The sequence below is a fragment of the Agrobacterium vitis genome (genome assembly GCF_013337045.2).
GTDB classification, from domain to species: domain Bacteria; phylum Pseudomonadota; class Alphaproteobacteria; order Rhizobiales; family Rhizobiaceae; genus Allorhizobium; species Allorhizobium vitis_B.
This window is the reverse complement of the sequence record NZ_CP118259.1, coordinates 1,922,402-1,941,939: the sequence shown is the minus strand read 5'-3', so window position 1 is coordinate 1,941,939 and position 19,538 is coordinate 1,922,402. Positions and strand designations below refer to the sequence as shown.

The following is a 19,538-nucleotide window of genomic DNA, read 5'->3' as shown; positions in this document are numbered from 1 at the left end:
CTGGCGGCTTATGGAGGGTTGCGGGTATGGGTGTGGACATCAAGAATTATCGGCCGCCGGGACCGATTGGGGCGGCGTTTTTGAAATCGCGTGGGCCAATTGATGTCATTATGGGGCCAGGTGGATCAGGCAAAACAGTCTGTTCCGTGATGAAAGGCCCGATGATTGCGGCGCAGTACATGCCAGTCTGCAAGGATGGCTGGGTGCGCGTGAAAACGCTCTGCGTGCGAAATACCTATCGGAGCTTTGCGAAGACAGCCTTGGAAAGCTGGTACGGGAAATTTCCTCTCGGTTGTGAATGGGAGGTCAAGCATGACGGAGGGCAGGATCGTCCCATCGTTCACACGCTGGAATGGGAAGCTTATCGCGGCGCGGATAAAATCAAGATCCAGTATATCATGGAAACCGGCGCAGTCGGTGATAACGATCTTGAGGAGTTTGCAAAAGGGTATGAAATTTCAATGGCGTGGGTCAACGAGTATGACCTGATGCCGGAAAAGACCCTGCCGCTCTTCCTTGGTCGTTGTGGCCGTTATCCCCCGATGGAAATGATTGCTCCATCTGAGCTGGAACGGGTTTCGAAAGATGGCCGTGCCCAAATGCGGCGTATGGGTTTGGAGATTTCGGATACCGAATTGGTCGTCCCTCAGATTGCCTGGGGGGATATGAACCCGCCGGATATGGATCATCCTGCCTATACGATCCCTTTCGGGCAAGAGGGGAAACCGGGAATTATCGTGCAGGATATTACGCCAGGCTGGAATGGGTTCTGGCAACCCGGCGGGCTATCTCCCCATGCTGAGAATAGGGCTGGCAAGCCGCGAAGTTCCTACCAAAAGGAAGAGGCGATTACCAAGGATAAGGCTGTTGTGCGTCGAATGGTTCATTCGTTGCCGGCCTATGCCAAGGATGGAACTCCGGTCTATGAAGATGATTTTTCGGTTGAATTTCATTGTGCCGATCAGGAAATACAATTTGTCCCACAGCTGGGTTTGACGATCGGGATTGACGCAGGCGGTTCGCCAGCGGCGACCTTTGGGCAGTTGTCGCCAAGCGGGCAGAACAGATTGCTGGCCGAGCTGGTTGCACCGCCGGGAACCGGGCCAACACGCTTTGGCCATATGATGGTCGCGCTGATGATGGGGCGGTTTGCGGGTGCTGCCTTCGTGCATGCGTGGGGTGACCCTTCGGCGTGGTATGGGGCCGATAGCTCCACGGGTGAATTCCACTGGATCAACACGTTGCAAAGCGTGGTGCGCTTTCAGATCAATCCCGCGCCGTCGAATGAGCCATCTATTCGCCAAGAGGCGGTGAAGCATTACCTTGGGCTTCGGCTGGATAACAACACGCCGGGATACATCATCGACCCTGGTTGCAAGGTTATTCGTGGCGGATTTGCGGCCCACTACAAGTTTACGAAAAAGACCTCAACCTCTGAGACGGACAAGGGGCTAGTTGTCAAAAACAGTTACTCTCACCCGCATGACGGTGAGCAATATCGCTGCCTTGGTATTCTCGGCATTGCCGCTCTGACGGCCCATGCGGCTCAATCCACCTTGCCGTCGAATGTCGAAAACCTGCATCGCCATCGGCAAGACCGCGCGACCGGCCCGAAACGGGATTTCTCGGTATGGGATGTCTGAGGTTTGAAAGTCCGGCGCTGCTGACGGATTGCCTTGACATGGCCGGGCCGTGGTCGGTGACGCGGAAGGTGTTCCTTTGGCAGCATCAGAACGGCGATAGCATTTCGATTTTCGATGATGACGGGTTGCTGGCGATGGCGTTTCTCGTGAGCCGTGGGGACGGCACTTGGGAATTCGCGCTGGCCTTACGCGCACGCGCACGCGAGAGGATGCTCGAACTGTGCCGCTTCGCCCACTTAACGCTCGCCCGGCTGGTCGACACTGGGGCCGTGATCATCTGCCATGTGATGGACGGCAACAAGACCGGTTCGCGCATGGCGCGCCTTGTGGGCTTTACGCCCGCTGGCGGGACGCTGTGGAAGTGGAGCGGGAAGCATGTCAAACACGGTTAAGGGGTTGTTCGGCGGCGGGCAAAGTGATGAGCAGAAAAAAAGCCAGCAGCTCCAGCAGGTAGCGAACGACCGGCAATTGCAATCATTGAACACCAGTGACAGCAAGATCCTTGCGACCCGGCGCACGCCGCGTGGCCGCAGGCTGTTCGAAGATGGCGGCTCGACCGGTGCCACGGCGGTTCTGTCCTGATGGCGGCCTTTGATCTGAAATCCGTTATCCGGCGCAAGGATAAGATCTGGGGCCAGCGGGCGCCCTGGACGTCGATTTATCAGGAAGCCTATGATTTTGCCGTGCCGATGCGCCGCCCTGGTGGCGCTGGGAAGTTGAAATACGCCGATAAATTGTTTGATATGACCGCGCCGATGTCGGCCATGTACTTTGCCGGTAACCTACAGCGCAGCTTGTTCCCGGCGGGTCAGCCTGCCTTTGTGCTCGAAACCGGGCCGCTGGCGGCCATGAAGCTTTCCGCGCCGGACCGAAAGCAGCTCGACCGCATCCTTTACGAGACCTCGACCCTGATCCATCCGTTTTTTCTGGCGGGTGACTGGGATACGGCGGTTCATGAAATGTGCGTCGATCTTTCGGTGGGAACCGGTGCCATTCTGCCGGTGAAGGGAACGCCCGACAAGCCGGTGATGTTCTGCGCCATTCCGTTCGACCAGCTGGCGATTGGTGTCGATGCCTTTGGCCGGGTGAATTACGTCAGCTGGAAACAGCAGATCGAATACGAGCAGCTGGTGGGCGCGTTCCCGGATGGGGATTTCCCTGACGATGTGAAGGAAAAAGCGAAATCCCACGCTTCCGATGAGACGACGCTCTATCAGGATTTCTACGCTGATAGCCTGCCCGGCGGCGGCTGGCATTTCGTCGCCTATGTCGACAAGAGCGCCGTGCCGATCCGGCATGAACGCTATCGCACCCAGCCGATTGCCGTGCCGCGCTACTATCGTGTGCCAGGCGAAGCTTATGGCCGGGGCGTGATCCTGACGGCGTTGCCGACCATTAAAACCCTGAACAAGGTGCAGGAACTGGCGCTGAAAACAGCGGCGATTTCGATGCTGGGTATCTGGGCTTATCGGTCGGGCGGTACGTTCAACCCCAACAATGTGCGGATGGGGCCTGGTGAATTCTGGGCGATGCAATCGACCGGCGGCATGATGGGGCCGGATGTGTCGCGGCTGGATACGCCCGGCAACATGAATGTGGCGAATGTGCTGGTTGGCGATCTGCAAAGCCAGATCAAGCAGGCCACGTTTGACAACCGCCTGCCGGAATATCAGGGTACGCCGCGTTCTGCCTCGGAAATGACCGGGCGGATGCAGCAAGGGGCAAACATCCATATCGGTGCCTTCGGGCGGCTGGTGAATGAGATCATGCCTGTCATCGTGCCGCGCGTGGCGGAAATCCTGTCTGGGTTCGGCATTCTGCCGATGGTTGCCAATGTCGATGACCTGCTGATTGCGATCTCGGTGCGCTCGCCCATGAAGGCGGCCCTGAATGCTGACCGGCTGAATGCCATCGCCAACTACCATGATCTCGTGGCGAATTTCGTCGGGCCGGAACAGGCTAGGCTCTATGAGAACATGGACAAGATCATGGAGCGGATCGGTGAAGGATTGCAGATCGACAAGGATTTGATCCCGAATGAGGAAGAAAAACAGGCGATCATGGCTCAAATACAGCAGGAGCAACAGCAGCAAATGGCTGCAATGTTTGCGCAGGAAGCCGCCAAGCAGGCCCCTAAAGTGGTTGGTGATGCGGCGGCGCAGGATATGAGGGCGGCGGCATGACGGGGCCATTTATCGCGGGCCGAGAGGCGCAGCCGCTTGATTTGCTGGAACAAGGTGTGGCCGGAAATGGCTGGGAAGGGCTGGAAGGCCTGTTTAATCTTGACGGTCCCAAGGATGAATTGAAGCCGGAAGACGATCTGGCGGAATTCATGTGGGGGCTGTCCCAGACCGCGCATGGCCGAAAGATGTTCGAATGGATGATGGATATTTCCATCCGCCAGCCCCTGCGCATTACCGGCGCAACCATTGAGCAAAGCGCCCTGATGGGCGCAACGCGCCAAGGCATCAACGGATTTGCCGAGGTGATCCTGAAGGCAATTGCCAAGGGAAGCCAGATCAATTCCACCCGTAAACAATCCCAGAATGGAGCTGGATCATGAAGCATCTTTTGCGTGGCATGCCACAGATTTTCTTTGACGCGGACGGCGCTGGTAGCGGGGGCGGTGACGCTCCGGCCGCCGGTGCGGCCGCAACACCTTCGGCGGGTTCTTCCTCCTCCCAGAACGCTGCCGATGCAACGCCGGGCGCGCCTCCATCGCCACCCGGTGCAGCAGAAGGGGCGGCGGCGGACGGGTCAACCGCCGCCGCTCCTTCGATCTATCGCCCCGAAGGCCTGCCCGATCATATGCTTGGTGCCAACGATCAGCAGACAATCGACAACATGAAAAAGGCGCTCGACGGTTATCGCACGCGGGATGCGGATGCGAAAATTCCGGACGATCCGAAAGCGTATAGCGAGTTTTCGGGGGAGGTTCCCGAAAATATCAAAGTCCATCTGGATACGTTGAAAGACGATGACCTGTTCAAGCGGGTCAGCGACAAGGCTCTGGAGCATAAGATATCGGTGCCAGCCTTTCAGGCTATGGTGCAGAGTTTCCTTTCTGTCTCGGCTGAAATGAATTTGCTGGAACCGCCCATTGACGTGGTGGCCGAACGGCAAGCCCTGGTGCCGGAGAATGCCAAGCATCTACCGGAAGCGCAGCAGAAGATCGCCGTTGAAAAGCGGATGAATGAAAACTTTGCCTATGTCGACCAGATGGTGGCCATGGGCAAGGAAAAGGGCGGGCTTTCCAAGGAAGCCGGTGATTTTGCCAAGGCCATGCTGGGCGATAGCGCGCGCGGGCATGAATTCATTGAATTCCTTCGGGCGCAAGGTTCTGGCGGTCACAAGGGGCCTGCCATGGGTCTGCCGGGTGCTGGCGGCGGTAATGATGCGCGGGCGGAACTGTCACGCCGTGCGGCGTTGCCGGAAAATACCCCCGGCAGCCCGAAATTCGACAAGGCCAGCCATGACGCGCTGCAAGCGGATTATCAGCGGCTGATCGGCTGACGCACTGAACGGTTCCCGCCCGGTGGCAACATGCAATTGCTACCGGACGGGAGCGACCTGGACGACGCGGCGGCTATCCTTTACCGGACCCGCCGCAAGCTCCGGCTAATCGGCCCTCACGGTGATTTCGTCCATCACAAACATTGAGGGTTTCTCATGTCTTCTGCACCGAATTGGTTTGTAGAAAAAATCCGCGACATGGTGCGCGTGCGCTATATGGCGCTTGGCGGCTATCTCGACGATACGATGATCCGGGGCGATGGCGGCGCGGGTGTCGTTAAATTCCCGGTTCTTGGCGGCCGCATTCCCATGTATCTGATTTCCCGCGCCTTGCAGGATATCGACCCCAGCGAAGTGAACATGGACACCATCACGCTGTCCCTGTCCGACTATGAAGCGGCGGCGACGTGGTTCCAGCAGGATCTGCGCAAGATGGGGCCAAGCCAGCAGGACGGCATTTCCAAATTGCTGACCCAGGCCGTGCGCATGAAGCGCGACACCATCAAGCTGACGGCGCTCAACACGTTCGCCAATGCCACATCCACCCTGGCCGATACGCCGTCCACGGTGGAGACCATCGGTGACGGTACGGCGAAAATCGATGTGGAATTTGCGGCCTATATTGGTGACAGCATCGCCGGTACCGGATCGGATGAGGAAGCCTTCTGCGCCATTCCGCAGGTCTGGATGACGCAATTGTGCTTCAACAAGCATTTCTCCAATGCCGATTACACCGGCCCTGCTGACCTGCCTTTCGCCAAGGCCAGCAAGATGAAGAAGAAGACATTCCAAGGCACGCATTTCGTGACGTTGCCAAACGAATATTTCAGCTTCGGCACGGGTGCTTTCGGGACCGGCTCCAATGGTCTGCCCTTCAACGGCACGGGCTATCTCGATGCCTTTGCCTGGACCAAGGATAGCATGGGCTGCGAAGTGGAATGGGATCAGGAGAACATGACCATTGATCAGGTTCCGACCCTGAAGGGTTCGCCCTGGTTGGGCAAGGTCCAGCTTTCGGCGGCGGCGGTGGGCATTCTGCCGGAAGGCGTGAAGCGCATTCGCATGCTGGCCATCAACAAGGCCGTGAAGATCAACGAATAAGCGCTAATCCTGGCTGGTTTGTCCGGCCCGGATTGCTTCTCTTCTCCATTCAACAGGAACAGGACCATGGCTCATATCAAGTATGACCTCGTTTCGGCAGGCCGCCCGGTGATGCTGAGCAATACGCGGATCATCAAGTTTTTCAACTATGCGACCGACCACACCAAAGCGGAAGTGTTGACGGCTGGTTTCTTCAATGCCAGCCGGGATGACCTGACGCCGCATTCTATCATCAACGCGGTGGTCGATTGCGACGGCACGCCGGAATATGTGCGGATCAAGGTGGCGACTGTGCCGGCAACCGGCAATGTCACCGTGACGGATGTGACCGGCGACACCACGGCGGACTGATCCGCCGAACTGGCGGGGCAGATGCACTGAACAAGGGGCCGTGGCGGCTAATCTGCCACGGTCCCTTTCTGTTTCAGGTGGTTGCCATGACAATCGATAAACCGACAATCATCAATATGACGTTGGCCGATATCGGTGTTGGCCCGGTGTTTTCGGTCGATGACGGATCGGAGCTTTCGGAAAATGTCGCTTTGGTCTGGCAACGGACTGTCGATCATATTTTCGGGCTGCATGACTGGAGCTTTTCGCTCAAGACCTTCAAAAACCGCTTGCGGGAGGAAGAGCCGGAAAACGGTTGGCGCCATGCCTTCGATTTGCCGGGTGTTCGGATCGGCAATCCGCTGAAAATCATGGATCAGGCCGGGGCCAGTCCGCGCCCGTTGCGCGAATTTACCATTGAAGAAGGCCTTCTCTTTGCCAATTGCACCCAAACGTGGTCGCTGTGCAAAGTTTTGGTGTCGCCAGATATCTGGCCGCCGGATTTTCGGGCGGCGTTTGTGGTGGCCTTTGGCGGCTATCTGGCCGTGCCTGTCTGGCAGGATGAGAATTTGCGGGATGCGCGATTGCAAGAGGCTTTCGGGTCGCCCTCGCAACAGGGCGGCGGCGGGCTGTTTGGCCGGTTGATGGCGCAGGACAAGACCTCGCGCCCAGTGGGTGAACCGATGGCCGACAATAGTCCGCTGACCACTGTGCGCCCGCAAGGTGCTGGCGGCGCTGGTGACGCCTGGTATGGGAGGTGGTAAATGGCGGCGATCAGCGGTCCATTCAAAAGCTCGGCCAATGCCGGGCAGCTTTCCGAGGATCTGGCCGGTAAGGTCAATCTCAAGCAATATTATTCCGGCGCGCTGGTCATGAAGGGGTTCGAACCCATTCCGCAATCCGGCTTTGCCAATCTGCCCGGTAGCTTTGACATTGCCGCCCTGCGCTCGGATATCCTGAAAGCCGGGGTGCTCAAGGTGCAGGTGGGCTTGTCCTACACGCTGGTGTTTACGCCCGGCTATGTCGATATCTGGCGTTATGACCGGGTGAAGGTGGCGGAAATTGCCATTGCGGCCATTACCAGCGCCATGGTGCCGGATCTCGAATTTTTTGGGGAGGCCAATACATTCGGGATTTTCCATCAGGATTTGAACGATGGCAAGGGTTACCGGCTGCTGCGCAACAGCACCAATGATACCGTATGGACGCTGAGCGACTGGCCTTGGGAATATATCCCGGATGTGGATCTGGGTGGTAGCTATACCAAGACGAACGATATCTGGGATATCTACATTCGTTGGGCGGATGGCGTTAACCAGTTGACCGTCAGTGTTAAAGTCGATGGAAACACCACAAGCGCGGTGCGGCTGCTCAATACAGATGGCACGCCGGCGGCGCCCGGCGGCGGCTCTGACATCTGGAACCTGTTTGCGGTCAATTTGCAGGCGGCAATCAACACGCTGGCCGGTTTCGAGGCCGACGTGGCGGTGGCCTATGTGGAAAATTCCGACAATTACCGCCGTCTGACCGTAACCTTTTCGGGCAGTCTGGCGGGTGACGAATATGATTTTGACGTGCAGGTGGTGAATACATCCTCCGCCTCGGCGCTGGTCGCACATGTGCAGATTGGCGAAACAGACGGCGAGGCGCTGATTTCGTCCACGCGCGGCGGGTTTCGCGGCATGGGAATTTATCAGGATCGCGGTATCTATATCAGCCCAAAAGCGAAACAAGCCGCCGTCGCCATGAGCCAGACCGGCGAATATTTTACGCTCAACATCAAGAACACGGCCGATAGCGGCGCCCGGCTGGAAGCGCTGCGGACATCGACATCCGAAACCGTGCTGCATGTGCTTGATAACACCTATCTGGTGCTGTTCACCGATCAAGCAGAATGGTTTGCCTCGAACCGAACCATTGAGCGCAATGCGGCGCTGAACTGGGTTCGTGCTTCCGAAGTTGGCTCTAAAAAGAATTGCAAGCCGGTTTCGGTTGACGGAATGGTGTTTTTTGTTTCCGCCGATGGCGGGGCGCTTTACTCGGTCTCCTATGACGCGGTTTCGGAAAGTTATAATCCGACCCGGCAAAACGATCTGAGCAAGGATCTTGTCCGCGATATTGCCAACCAAATGGTGCAGCGGAAAATTGCTGGATCGACATCCACCCGGATCTGGCACCGGCGCGACGATGGCCGGATGGCCTGCATCATCGTTAACAAGATGCTGGCCGATGAACAGACGATGATCGCCGCGGCCGAATGGGGCGTGCATGGCGGTGGAACTGTGCTGGGCCATTGTGTCGATGGACAAGAACAGGTGTGGGTGATGGTGAAGCGTGGCGGCGCGACCCGGCTGGAAGTGCTGGCGGAAGCCGCCGATACGGTGTTTCAGGCGACGTTGACCGTTTCGACGAATGCCAGTGGCATGGCATCAGGCCTCGACGTGCTGGAAGGTCAGACCGTGTGGATTGAGGCCAATCGCAATTTCGACGGGCCTTTCACCGTGGTCGGTGGGCAAATTACCACGGATTTTCCTAGCGCATCCTTGAAAGTCGGCCTTTGGGAACCGCCAGTTTGCGAGAGCATGCCTTATGTGCGTGTCAATCAGGACGATACCGTTGTGCGGCGGCCCGGCCAGGTGAAGGCGCTCGATCTCTATGTGATCGACACCGATAGCATTGCCATCGGCGCGAACGGGAGGCCAGCCCGCAACATCCCTCTGAGCCGGATGACGGATGATCTGACTGCGCCCTGGAGCGGCTACACCGGCCATCTGATCATTGCCGGACTGAACGGGGTGAAAACTGGCCCAACATTGACCATCACACAAACGCGGCCGGGGCGGCTGCGGCTCCGCGATTATGTTCCGAAGGTCAAACTCTGATGGTTGAAACAACTCTTGCTGCATTGGGCGGGCTTTTTGGTGGCGGGTCGGCGGCGGCTGGAACGGCTGCGACGGTTGGCAGTGCGGTGGGAACGGCGGGTACTGTTGGTGGAACCGTTGGCGCGGTCTCCAGCGGGCTTTCCATCAGCTCCATTTTGCAGGGGACGGCGGGCGTGTTGAGCGCCGTCTCTGCCGTTTCCGCCGGGAATGCGCAGGCGGAAGGCTATGAGCAGGCGGCGACGGAAGCCCAATCAAACCAGCGGCTCACGACGCTGGAAGGGATATCGCGGCGAAGTTCGATCAAGCAGGCGATGGTGGATCAGGTTGGGCAGCAGGATGTTGCCTATGCGGCGTCGGGGACTGATCTTTCGTTCGGGACACCCAACCAGGCGCGCAAGGAAGCCTTCCGTGAAGCAGATCTCGGCACGGCCACCCAGGTGGGAACGCAGCAGACGACACAAGCGCAGCTTTCCGACCGTGAGCGAAATTACCGGAAGATGGCAGGAAAAGCCCGGCTTGGCGGCTGGGTCAACGCTGCCACCAGCCTGTTCAGCACCGGCGCATCTATTTCCAACCAAGGCCTCTATAAAACGTCGAAAGTGAGCTGACCATGGCGAACAGATTGCCCCAGCCGGTCGGATACCGGCCTTTTCGTGTGCAGCCGATTTTGCAGGAAGGGGTGCTGCCCAGTCCGCGCGATGACGGCGAGCTGGAGCGCAAAGTGGCCGTTGGCCTTGCCCGAGTGGCCGACGAATTCGGGCAACGTGCAGATCGGGAAGCGGTGGCGGCGGGGCAGAAAGCCGGTAAAGCCGATGCGTTGGCCGGTGCGCCGGGTGCTTCGACGGTTACGGGTGATGCTGTTGGGCCTGTTGATGGGCCGCGCCAAGGCCGCCTTGTCAATCCGAAAGCGGCGAATGCGGAAGCGGCCAAGGCGCGCGATTATCTTGTCGCCCAACACGGGTTTTCTCCCGCGCAGGCGGCGGCCTTTGTTGGCCACGGAATGCAGGAAAGCGCGTTTAATACGCAAGCCAGCGGTGACAATGGCTCTGCCTTTGGCATCATGCAATGGCGCGGTGATCGCCAGACGGCCTTGCGGCAATTTGCAGCGAAATCGGGCCGGAATGTCGTCGATCTGCCAACGCAGCTTGATTTTGCCGTCAGCGAGCTGAAAAGCACGGAAAAATCTGCGGGCGACAAGTTCTTTGCCTCCGGCAATGTGCAGGATGCGGTGAGCGCCCTGATGAGCTACGAACGCCCGGCGGGCTGGACGCCCGGCAATCCGACCGCCGGGCATGGCTATGACAATCGGTTGGGCTATGCTTTGAGCTTTGCCCCGGCGGATGGTGGGCAACCATCTGCTGTTGCTGCGCCAGATAGTGCGGTTCCGGCGCCAGTAGATGGCGCGGCAAAGCCAACGTACCGTTCTATGCCGTCCGCTTCGTCCGTCGCGCCTGTCTCGGTTACGCCTGTTTCTGTGCCTGTGAAAATCGAACCGGGCAAGGCGGGAACGTTTCGCCCGAAAGAGGGGGATACGATCTATGCACGGGCCTATAATGTTGCCGGGGAAAAAACCTATATCCAGCAGCTCGAATTGACATTGTTGCAGGATCAGGACGCCGTGTATGACAAATACAAGGATGATCCTGCCATGCTGCAAAAGGCTTACGGCGAGCTGTTGCAGGCCCATAAGCAGGAGCATCTTTTCCCGGAAATCGAAGCGGATTACACGGCGGCTTACAATAAGCGGGCCTATGGCCTTGTGCGCCAGGCGCAGGATGCGCAGCAGACGCGGATCAAGCAGCAGGACCGGGGCGATTTTCTCGGGCGCGTTGGAACGCTTGAGGATACCAAATCGCGGGCGATGGCCGGTATCGATTTCAAGAGTGATAGCGCTCCGGCACGGCTGGCAGATTTACAGGCGACGATTGACGATCATTACGACACGGCGGTGGCAAAAGGGGTGATTTCCGCCGCTGATGCAGAGCGGGCGAAGCGCGCTAGCCGGGGCGACATGATGGTGACTTATTACACCAAGCAGGCGCAAAGCCTTCCTGCCGACGATATCGCCTCCATGCGCAAAAGCATGACGGCCGATTACAGCGCCGGAAAGCTGGACGGTGTTGACGCCGATAGCTGGGATAAGATCGATGCAGAGATGATTGCCGCCGAGCGGGCGCGGCGCACGCAGGATGAAAAGTCAGACAAGGATCTGACAAAGCGGGGTGAAGACTTAGTCAGCCGGATTGCACGGGGCATGCCGGTTTCACCGGATGAATTCGCGCGTTTCCAGCTCGATGCGGCGACCGCACCGAAAGGTTCGGAGATCGTCGGATCGACCTTGACCCGTAGGAAGGTTGCCGACGCGATCCGCACCTTGCCGATTGAAGAGGTGGAAAAACGGCTTCCGTCGCTGCTGGGTGACAAGGCGACGGCGGATGACCGTGATTTTTCCCGCAAGCTGATCGAAAGCCACCGCAAGGAATTGCAGACCGATCCGATTGGCGTTGCCGAGCGCTTCGGGATCTTGCCACCCTCGGCTGGCTTGCCCATCGATGGCGATGCAGACCCGTCCACGGTTTCCGGTGCCTTTTCCGAACGGATCAATCAGGCGGAAGCCGTGGCCCGGCATTTTGGCGTACAGCCGAAATATTTCCGGCCCGGCGAGGTCGATCAGATCGAAAAGACCGTGACAACGGACCCGGAACGTGGCGTTTCGATTGCTGCCGGGCTGGTGGATGCGGCCGGGCGCAATGCCCCGCAGGTGTTGCGCGAACTGGGGCAGGATGCGCCAGCTGTTTCCGGCGCCGGTGAAATCATGGCGCTGGGCGGCAATGTCAAGGCGGCGCGTGATTTGCTGGCGGGATATGGCAAGACGCCTGACGGCAAGGCCTATCCCGACATGAAGGTGACGGCGCGGGTGCCGCAAGCGCAAAAAATCGCGGGCGGTGCGCTGGTGTTTTCGCCCGATCAGGTCAACAGCCTGGACGCCCAAGCTGCCGCCATTGCCCGCAAGCGTCTGTATGATGCTGGTATCGACCCGAAAACACCGGATGCCAAGCCGATTTATGAGCGGGCGTTTCAGGAAGCGGCGGGCGCAAGCTTTGCCGGATCGGTGCAATATGGCGGGTTTGCCGGATATGACCGGGGAATGTTCTACCGGGAAAAGCAGGTTCTTGTGCCGCCGACGGTGCGGGCGGATCGGTTCGGCACTGTCATCGAGGCGATTTCAGACGCGGATCTTGGTGGCGTCAAGGCCAAGAACGGGCGCGCCTGGACGGCGGCGGATTTCCAGAAGGCCATGCCGGTTGCTGTGGATGGTGGCTATGTGTTCGCACTCGGTGATCCGGCCTCGTCCACGCCGATGTTTATCGCCGGGGAGGATGGCAAGCCGATCCTGCTTGATCTCGGCAATATGGACGCCCTGAAAAAGCGGGTGCCGGAGGCGTTCAAATGAGGTTGGCAACACTCGATGATCTGCCGAAACAGGTATCGGACGGCCCGGAAAGCTGGAGCGAAGCCTTTGGCAAGCTGGCGACGGCTACGGATATCGTCACCACCACCGTGGACAATATGAATGCCGATGATGCCGGTCTGGAACGGGCCTATGATGATCGGATTGCCAAGATCCGCGATATTACCGGCCAGACGCTGGATAATCCCATGCGGGTGCCGAGCGAAACGGACATGCAGGCGATAACCGCCACCCAGATGCTGCTGGGCGAGGCGGGCGGCGATATGGTCAACGGCAACTGGATCAGGCCGGACTATGCCAAATCCAAAGAAGAGGAGTTCAACACCAAGGCGCAAGCCCTGGCCGAACAGTATCCGGCGGTCAATGATGTGCTGTCCGGCTCGATTGCCGATGTGAAAAACCGCCAGATGCGGGAAGCCGAGCGGCAACAGCAGCTGGCCGCCAGTTCGCCCGAGCTGGGCGCGGTTGGCGGGTTCATGGCCCAGATTGTCGGCGGTCTGAAAGGTGCAGCGCGCGACCCGGCGCAATGGCGCATGGCGATGCTGGGGGCTGGCGCCAGCGAAGGCGCGACCGTTGCCGCCCGGATCGGCCGCACCATGATGACGGAAGCCTTGCTGAATGGCGGGCAGGAAGCGGTCTTGCAGGCGGCAAGCCAGCAGCGCCGCCGTGACGCCGGGCTGGAATACGGCATGGAAAGCGCGTTGAAGAATATCGGCGTTTCCGCCGTATTCGGTTCGCTGTTTGGCGGAACGGTGCAAGGCGCTGGCGAACTGGCCCGGATTTACCGGATGAGCGACGGCGGCGCGGAAATTGCGGCGCGGGTACTTGATGGCAATCCGCAGCCCGGCGATGTCGAGGCGCTGGCGAAAGCGATGAATGTCGAGCTATCGCCCGAAAAGCTCGATCTGCTGAACCGGTCTTTTGAAGACAAGGTGCTTGATGATGTGATGATTGCGCCGGATGCGCCCCCGGAACAACATCGCGTGCTCGATGCCGCCATGCGCTATGCGGAAGATCCTGACAATCATCCGCCGCCGGAAGTGGTTGAGCGGATGCTTGCCGATGAACAGGCCGGACCGCTGCGCACGCTTTCCGCCGATGAATATGAGCGTGCCTATGGTGGCGACGCCAATGCGATCGATGATATCCGCGATACGTTTTTCGGTGAAAATGCGGGGCAGGCGGTGCGGCAGATCGATGGGACTGGTCGCCAGATCAATGAAGCCGTTCCGGCGATGGGAGAGGCCGTGGCGGCTGAAGGGCAGGCCGTGCGGGCGGATGCTGATCTCCCGGAAACATCCATCGAACAGCAGACCATTCGCCCGGTGCAAACCACCGAGCCAGCGACCCTTGAGGCGATGGGTGTGGCGGAAAAGCAGGCGGGCGAAATTATTGAGCCGCGTGTGGATGCCAATGGCAACCCGGAAAGCGTTCTGGACTACCTGCCGTTTGAAGATGGCGATGGAAATCAGAAATGGATTTCGACGCGGGAAGCCCTGGAGCTTGCGTCTGAACCTCACATTCTTGCCGATATTCTGGAGACCTGCCAGCTATGAGCCTTCGTGATTGTTTGAATGCCGCCGTTGCCGCCAAGGAAATCAATTCCCGCCAGGCGGAAGAGTTGCACCGCTATTATGAAGCCCGGTTCAAAAAGAAGCGACCGGGCATGACAGACCGGGAAGCGGCCTCGGCGGCGCGTGACGAAGTGGTCAAAGCCTTGCGGGATGAAGCCATGGAAAACCGCAGGCAAGTGTTGCTGGCGGAAGCGCGGCGCAAGGAAATCGCTGACTTCATCGAAACCTACCGCGATGAAAAGGGCAAGCCCGATCAGCTGGACGCGGCTTTGTCGTTGATGATCCACAACGGCTACAAAGGCACATTTTCCATGGTCGGGCGGGCGCATGCCATTACCGCCATGGCGCAACGTGACCTTTCTAATGTCATGTATCATTTCCGGCGCTCGAAAGGGCTTGGCTTGCGCAAGAACACGGTGGACCTGCCGGACCTGATCAAGGCCATGCATGGCGAGCCGGTGGCGAATGTCGAGGCGAAAACCATGGCCGGGGCAATTTCCAACGTGCTGGAAGATTTGCGCCAGCGGTTTAATGCTGCTGGTGGCAATATTGCCAAGCGGGCAGACTGGGGCATTCCCCACAGCCATGACAAGACGCGCATTCGCAAACTGGGCGGCTCCATCGATCAGGCGCGGGAGGAGTGGAAGGCCTTCATTGCGCCGCTGCTGAATGCCGAGGAAATGACCAATCCGAACACGGGTGAAGTGATTGGCCCGGACGGACTGAATTCCTCGCTCGATTATGTGTTCGATAGCATCATGTCGGATGGCTGGGCGCACCGGAAGCCGGAAAGTCGCCGGTTTGGCAAGGGCAAGGTTGCCAGCCGCTATCAGGATGGCCGGTTCCTGATTTTCAACGATGCGCAAAGCTGGCTGACCTATAACGAGCGCTTCGGGCAGAAAGACGTCATCCAATCGATTTTCGGCCATATCAATGGCGTTGCCCGCGATATTGCTTCCATGGAACGTTTCGGGCCGAACCCAGATGCAACGGTGGAATGGATCAAGCAGGCGATACAGGTTGATATCGGCAAGCGGCAATCCGGTGCGCTGACAATAGAGGGACTGAAGGTGCCGGGCATGTCGGCGCTGAAAGTGGCTGATTACCGGATCGATAGCCTTTGGCGCTCGCTTCGCGGCCGCGAAACCGTATCCTCGGCCGCCGCGCAGATTTCCGGCGATATCCGCAATCTCGCCACCTCGGCCGCATTGGGCGGGACCGGCATTCTGGCGGCGATGACGGACCCGTTCGTATCACAGGCAGCGCGGCGGCTGGCGGGCCTGCCTGTCACCTCGACGCTGATCGATATGGTCAAGCGGTTTGCCCGCGATACGGACAAGCGGGCGATGGCACGCCGGGCGGTGATCTGGGATGACTTTCTGTTTGTGGCGAATGACAAGGCGCGGTTTGTCGACCAGATGTTTTCGAACGAATGGAGCAAGTATTTTGTCGACCGTGCATTGACGTGGAACGCGCTCATTCCGCTGACGGATGCCCGCAAGCGGGTTGAGGCGGGCGCCTGGCACGAGACGCTTGGCGGCTTTGCCGAGAAAAACACCGACTGGTTGGATCTGCATCCGCTTTTGAAAAAGACGATGACGGGCTTTGGCTTTACCGCCGAGGACTGGCACAGGATGCGCGCCGGAGTGGATGAGTTGGGCTTTCTCGATCCGGGTGGCGTTTTCGAGAAAACCGGTGATCGTGGCCTTGCGGAAAAATATGCTGAAATGATCACGCAATGGACGGAACGCAGCGTTCCCGCTGGCGATCCGCGTGTGAAAAGCGTGCTGACCGGCAAAGTCGAGCGCGGCACGGTGCTGGGTGAGATTGCCGAATTCGGTTCCCAGTTCATGAGTTTCGGCATGTCATTTACGGCGCGCCAGCTGGAAGCGATCTATGTTTATTCCATGCTCGGGAATAGCCGGGCTGGAAAGATCGCACGGGGCGGGCGTTATTTCGCGGCCATGGCCATTCCGCTGACCATGGGGGCGGCGGCTTATACCCAGATCCTCAATGTGCTGAACGGGAAAGACCCGGAAGATATGTCCAGCCCGGCTTTCTGGGGCAAGGCGTTTGTGAAGGGTGGCGGCGGTGGCTTGTTTGCCGATTTCGTCGACAAGGCTGAAAACCGCTTCGGCCAGAATTTTGCCCAGACCTTGGGCGGCATTGGCGGGGCATTTATTGGCGATACGCTGGATCTGACGTTGCGCGGCATTCAGGATGTGGTGGGGGCTGGTGCCGATCTGGCGCGCGGCGAGCTGCCGGAAGAGTTCGACCGCAGCAAGGCAGGCCGGGCGGCGGTGAAATATGTGGGGCGCTATACGCCGCTGCTATCGTCACATCCTTTCACGCGGGCGGCCTATAAACGGATGTTCGTCGATCAATTGCAATGGTTGCTCGACCCGGAAGCGGAAAAGAGCTTCAAGATGCAAAAGCGCAAAGCCAGCGCCTGGTGGGAACCCGGAACACTGACGCCGCAACGGTTGCCTGAGTTTGGAAATGTGGCTGGCCCAGATTGAATGTCATTGTCACCAAAACAGATCTCGACTTTTGGTCGTGTTTTTGTGATTTTACTCGTGACAACTGGAGGGGGCTCATGAGTTGGATTTCAAGAATTTTCGGAAAAGGCAAACCTTCCAAGGCAGAATGGGAGATAGCGGTTGACACCATGGCATTGTGTCGAGCTGCTGACCATATTTTGCCTGATAGGAAAGCGCTGAGTTTTTACGTCGCATCCCTCGATAGAAGCCAACTGCTGTCTTTCGGCGATTTTGTAACAAGGACTATACAAGCTGAAGGTGAGGTTGGGCATCCTGTTCGACAAATGTTGGCAGAGACCAGTGAGAACGTCGAGGGGCTTCCACCTAAGCCCGTGTTGGATGATTTCGCGGCGATGTCGAAGCAAGAGCTTCTTGTTCTTTACGATCTCATGGAAGCAGTGCTGAAGTACAAGTAGCTAACACCCACTTAACACACCCTGCCATCCATTAGCCTTGCCTGAGATTGATTTTCAGGCGGGGCTTTTCCATGGCGCAACCCTATCCGATTTCGCGCGAGACGCGGGAAGAAGCGATTTTCCTTGGGGATGGCGGTTCGAGCTATGGGCCGTTCGGGCTAAAGATTTTCGATAGCGCCGATGTGCTGGTTTGCACCAAGGCCACGGGGGAAACCGTTTGGACCGAACAGGCTGTGACTGTCACCAAGGTCAGTGATGAGCCGTTCGACGAATTTTCCATCGACTTTGCCAGCGACGTTCCCAACACCACGAAAATCAAGGTTATCGGTGCGCGCGTGCATGAACGCACGGCGGGTCTGACGCAAGGCGTGCAACTGAATTCGGATGCCCTGGAAAAGGAGCTAACCAAACAGGGCATTATCCTTCAGGAGCTGGCGCGCGACCGTGATCGATCCATCAAGATGGATTTCGACGCTGGCGGGCAGGGCTATAAGGTTTCTGCCGGTCTGGCCGTTGGTGCAACCTTGATGCTGGCCCTTGGCGGGGTGCTGGTGGCCGGGCCGAATGCCAGCGATATTCAGGCGGCACAAGGCTATGCGGTTGCCGCGCAGGGGTATATGACGCAAGCGCAGGCCCACGCCGCCGATGCGGACGGATTTGCGGTTGCGGCGGCGGCGTCCGCCACGACTGCGGCGGGATATGCCGCATCGATCAATCCGGCGCAATTTGCCATAAAAAACAATCTGCCCATTAATGTCGTGTCCTATGGCGCGGACAATACCGGAGCGGTTTCCAGTTCGGCGGCGTTTGCGGCGGCCTATGCGGCGTGCGCGGCTGGCGGTGATATCGAGGTTCCGGCAGGCAGCTATACGTTTGCAACCGGGATCAGCGGAACCAAGTCCGTCAACTGGGTCATTCGTGGCGATCTGGCGTTGACGGCCTATAACTGGTCCGACATTCTTCCGGGGAATGTGGTCAATGTCGGCCGTCGCGATATGCGTAACGGGGTTGCGTCTTCGATTTTCCGTCGCGATGAGGCGCGTTCCCTTGGCCTTGTCACCACGTCAAGCGTCGATTTCCATTCTCTGGATATTGTCGACGATGCGCAAGTGTCGGGTGGCGGTCGCAAGCAGGGCTTCGTTGTCTACCATCGCGCCAAGGCCGGGGCGACCGGTATCATCCAGACGCTTTGCGGGCAGATGATCATTGAAGGGCAGCCCGGTATTCTCGCTGGCGGTGGTCATTTCGTGGCGTTGCAGGGTGGTGCGTATGCCAATGTCAGTTCCGTCAACAGCGATGCGTTGTTCGGTCTCAACACGTATGCGGAGATCAAGGCCAATGTCACCGGCTATAACAATGTTACGGGCGGTGAATTCAACACCGTCATTAATACGGGCGGCGCGGCTGCGATCCGTACCGGCATTCAGATCCCGGCTGGCGGCCAAGTGCGTGGTACGGCGCTCGATGCGGCTATTGCTGTCGGCAATCTTTCGGATAGCGGTAATCCGCTCTGGAAATATGGCCTGGCGTTCGTTTCCAATTATGGCGCGCACGCTCTCGCCTCCGATAGCACGGCCATCTATTTCGACACGCAATCGATTACCCATGTGATTGATGCGTCTCTGGTGACGGTTTCGGGGGCGTTGATCAAGGGCAAGACCACAAGCCTGACGGAAACCGAACTGTATCTGGGCGCGGCGGCTTCCGGCTATGCGCTGTTGAGCCTTGCAAACGCCACGCAGACGAATGCGGGCTTTGCGCTGCGGACGAAAGGTAATGGTGGGTATCTTCTGCAAGGCGGTAGCAGCAACACCCTGGTGCAGATCAATGGCAATTCCTCCGCCGTGAATTCGCTGTTGCTGTCCGGGGCAAATACCGGTGCGGCTCCATCGGTTGCGGTGCAAGGCAGCGACACGAATATCAATCTTTCGCTCGTGACCAAAGGAACCGGCCTGCTTTCGATTACGACTGGCGTTGCTCTCGGTACGACCAGCGCTGGCGCCACTCGTTATTTCCCGGCTGTCTACAATGGTACGTCAGTCAACATTCTTTGTACTCTGGCCTAAG

16 protein-coding genes are annotated in these 19,538 nt (G+C 58.5%); all 16 read left to right on the top strand.

Features of this window, described 5'->3' with window-relative positions; all coding sequences use genetic code 11:
• Positions 1 to 161: 161 nt before the first annotated feature.
• The 16 genes from G6L01_RS09410 to G6L01_RS09335 all read left to right on the top strand — a co-directional run bounded on the left by G6L01_RS09410 (position 162) and on the right by G6L01_RS09335 (position 19,537).
• On the top strand, positions 162 to 1,643 hold the full coding sequence (locus tag G6L01_RS09410) for a hypothetical protein (protein WP_174096376.1): 1,482 nt from the start codon (positions 162 to 164) through the stop codon (positions 1,641 to 1,643).
• Positions 1,631 to 2,035, top strand: coding sequence for a hypothetical protein (locus tag G6L01_RS09405; protein ID WP_174089220.1), 405 nt, complete (start codon positions 1,631 to 1,633; stop codon positions 2,033 to 2,035). The genes G6L01_RS09410 and G6L01_RS09405 overlap by 13 nt, the downstream gene beginning before the upstream one ends.
• Positions 2,019 to 2,225, top strand: coding sequence for a hypothetical protein (locus G6L01_RS09400; protein WP_143116650.1), 207 nt, complete (start codon positions 2,019 to 2,021; stop codon positions 2,223 to 2,225). Before G6L01_RS09405 ends, G6L01_RS09400 begins: the two co-directional genes overlap by 17 nt.
• On the top strand, positions 2,225 to 3,826 hold the full coding sequence (locus tag G6L01_RS09395; RefSeq protein ID WP_156584089.1) for a portal protein: 1,602 nt from the start codon (positions 2,225 to 2,227) through the stop codon (positions 3,824 to 3,826). The genes G6L01_RS09400 and G6L01_RS09395 overlap by 1 nt, the downstream gene beginning before the upstream one ends.
• Positions 3,823 to 4,206 (top strand): hypothetical protein, encoded by a 384-nt coding sequence (locus tag G6L01_RS09390; RefSeq protein ID WP_174089219.1) that lies wholly within the window; start codon positions 3,823 to 3,825, stop codon positions 4,204 to 4,206. Before G6L01_RS09395 ends, G6L01_RS09390 begins: the two co-directional genes overlap by 4 nt.
• On the top strand, positions 4,203 to 5,156 hold the full coding sequence (locus G6L01_RS09385; RefSeq protein WP_174089218.1) for a hypothetical protein: 954 nt from the start codon (positions 4,203 to 4,205) through the stop codon (positions 5,154 to 5,156). Before G6L01_RS09390 ends, G6L01_RS09385 begins: the two co-directional genes overlap by 4 nt.
• 156 nt (positions 5,157 to 5,312) lie before the next feature.
• Positions 5,313 to 6,257, top strand: a complete 945-nt coding sequence (locus tag G6L01_RS09380; RefSeq protein WP_071201786.1) for a phage capsid protein — start codon at positions 5,313 to 5,315, stop codon at positions 6,255 to 6,257.
• A gap of 66 nt (positions 6,258 to 6,323) precedes the next feature.
• The gene (locus G6L01_RS09375; RefSeq protein ID WP_071201784.1) at positions 6,324 to 6,608 is read left to right on the top strand and encodes a hypothetical protein; all 285 of its coding nucleotides are present in this window, start codon (positions 6,324 to 6,326) and stop codon (positions 6,606 to 6,608) included.
• Positions 6,609 to 6,694: 86 nt separating this feature from the next.
• Positions 6,695 to 7,351, top strand: coding sequence for a phage connector family protein (locus G6L01_RS09370; protein ID WP_174089217.1), 657 nt, complete (start codon positions 6,695 to 6,697; stop codon positions 7,349 to 7,351).
• Positions 7,352 to 9,469 (top strand): phage tail protein, encoded by a 2,118-nt coding sequence (locus G6L01_RS09365; RefSeq protein WP_174089216.1) that lies wholly within the window; start codon positions 7,352 to 7,354, stop codon positions 9,467 to 9,469. It begins immediately after the preceding gene.
• Positions 9,469 to 10,077: a hypothetical protein gene (locus G6L01_RS09360; RefSeq protein ID WP_156612757.1), complete on the top strand. Its 609-nt coding sequence runs from the start codon at positions 9,469 to 9,471 to the stop codon at positions 10,075 to 10,077. The genes G6L01_RS09365 and G6L01_RS09360 overlap by 1 nt, the downstream gene beginning before the upstream one ends.
• 2 nt (positions 10,078 to 10,079) lie before the next feature.
• Positions 10,080 to 12,923: a phage tail tip lysozyme gene (locus G6L01_RS09355; protein ID WP_174089215.1), complete on the top strand. Its 2,844-nt coding sequence runs from the start codon at positions 10,080 to 10,082 to the stop codon at positions 12,921 to 12,923.
• Complete coding sequence (locus G6L01_RS09350; protein WP_174089214.1) at positions 12,920 to 14,497, top strand: hypothetical protein; 1,578 nt, start codon at positions 12,920 to 12,922, stop codon at positions 14,495 to 14,497. The genes G6L01_RS09355 and G6L01_RS09350 overlap by 4 nt, the downstream gene beginning before the upstream one ends.
• Complete coding sequence (locus tag G6L01_RS09345; protein WP_174089213.1) at positions 14,494 to 17,034, top strand: hypothetical protein; 2,541 nt, start codon at positions 14,494 to 14,496, stop codon at positions 17,032 to 17,034. The genes G6L01_RS09350 and G6L01_RS09345 overlap by 4 nt, the downstream gene beginning before the upstream one ends.
• A gap of 77 nt (positions 17,035 to 17,111) precedes the next feature.
• The gene (locus tag G6L01_RS09340; protein WP_174089212.1) at positions 17,112 to 17,471 is read left to right on the top strand and encodes a hypothetical protein; all 360 of its coding nucleotides are present in this window, start codon (positions 17,112 to 17,114) and stop codon (positions 17,469 to 17,471) included.
• Between the two features lie 71 nt (positions 17,472 to 17,542).
• Positions 17,543 to 19,537, top strand: a complete 1,995-nt coding sequence (locus tag G6L01_RS09335; protein WP_174089211.1) for an autotransporter outer membrane beta-barrel domain-containing protein — start codon at positions 17,543 to 17,545, stop codon at positions 19,535 to 19,537.
• The last annotated feature ends 1 nt before the right edge of the window (position 19,538 follow it).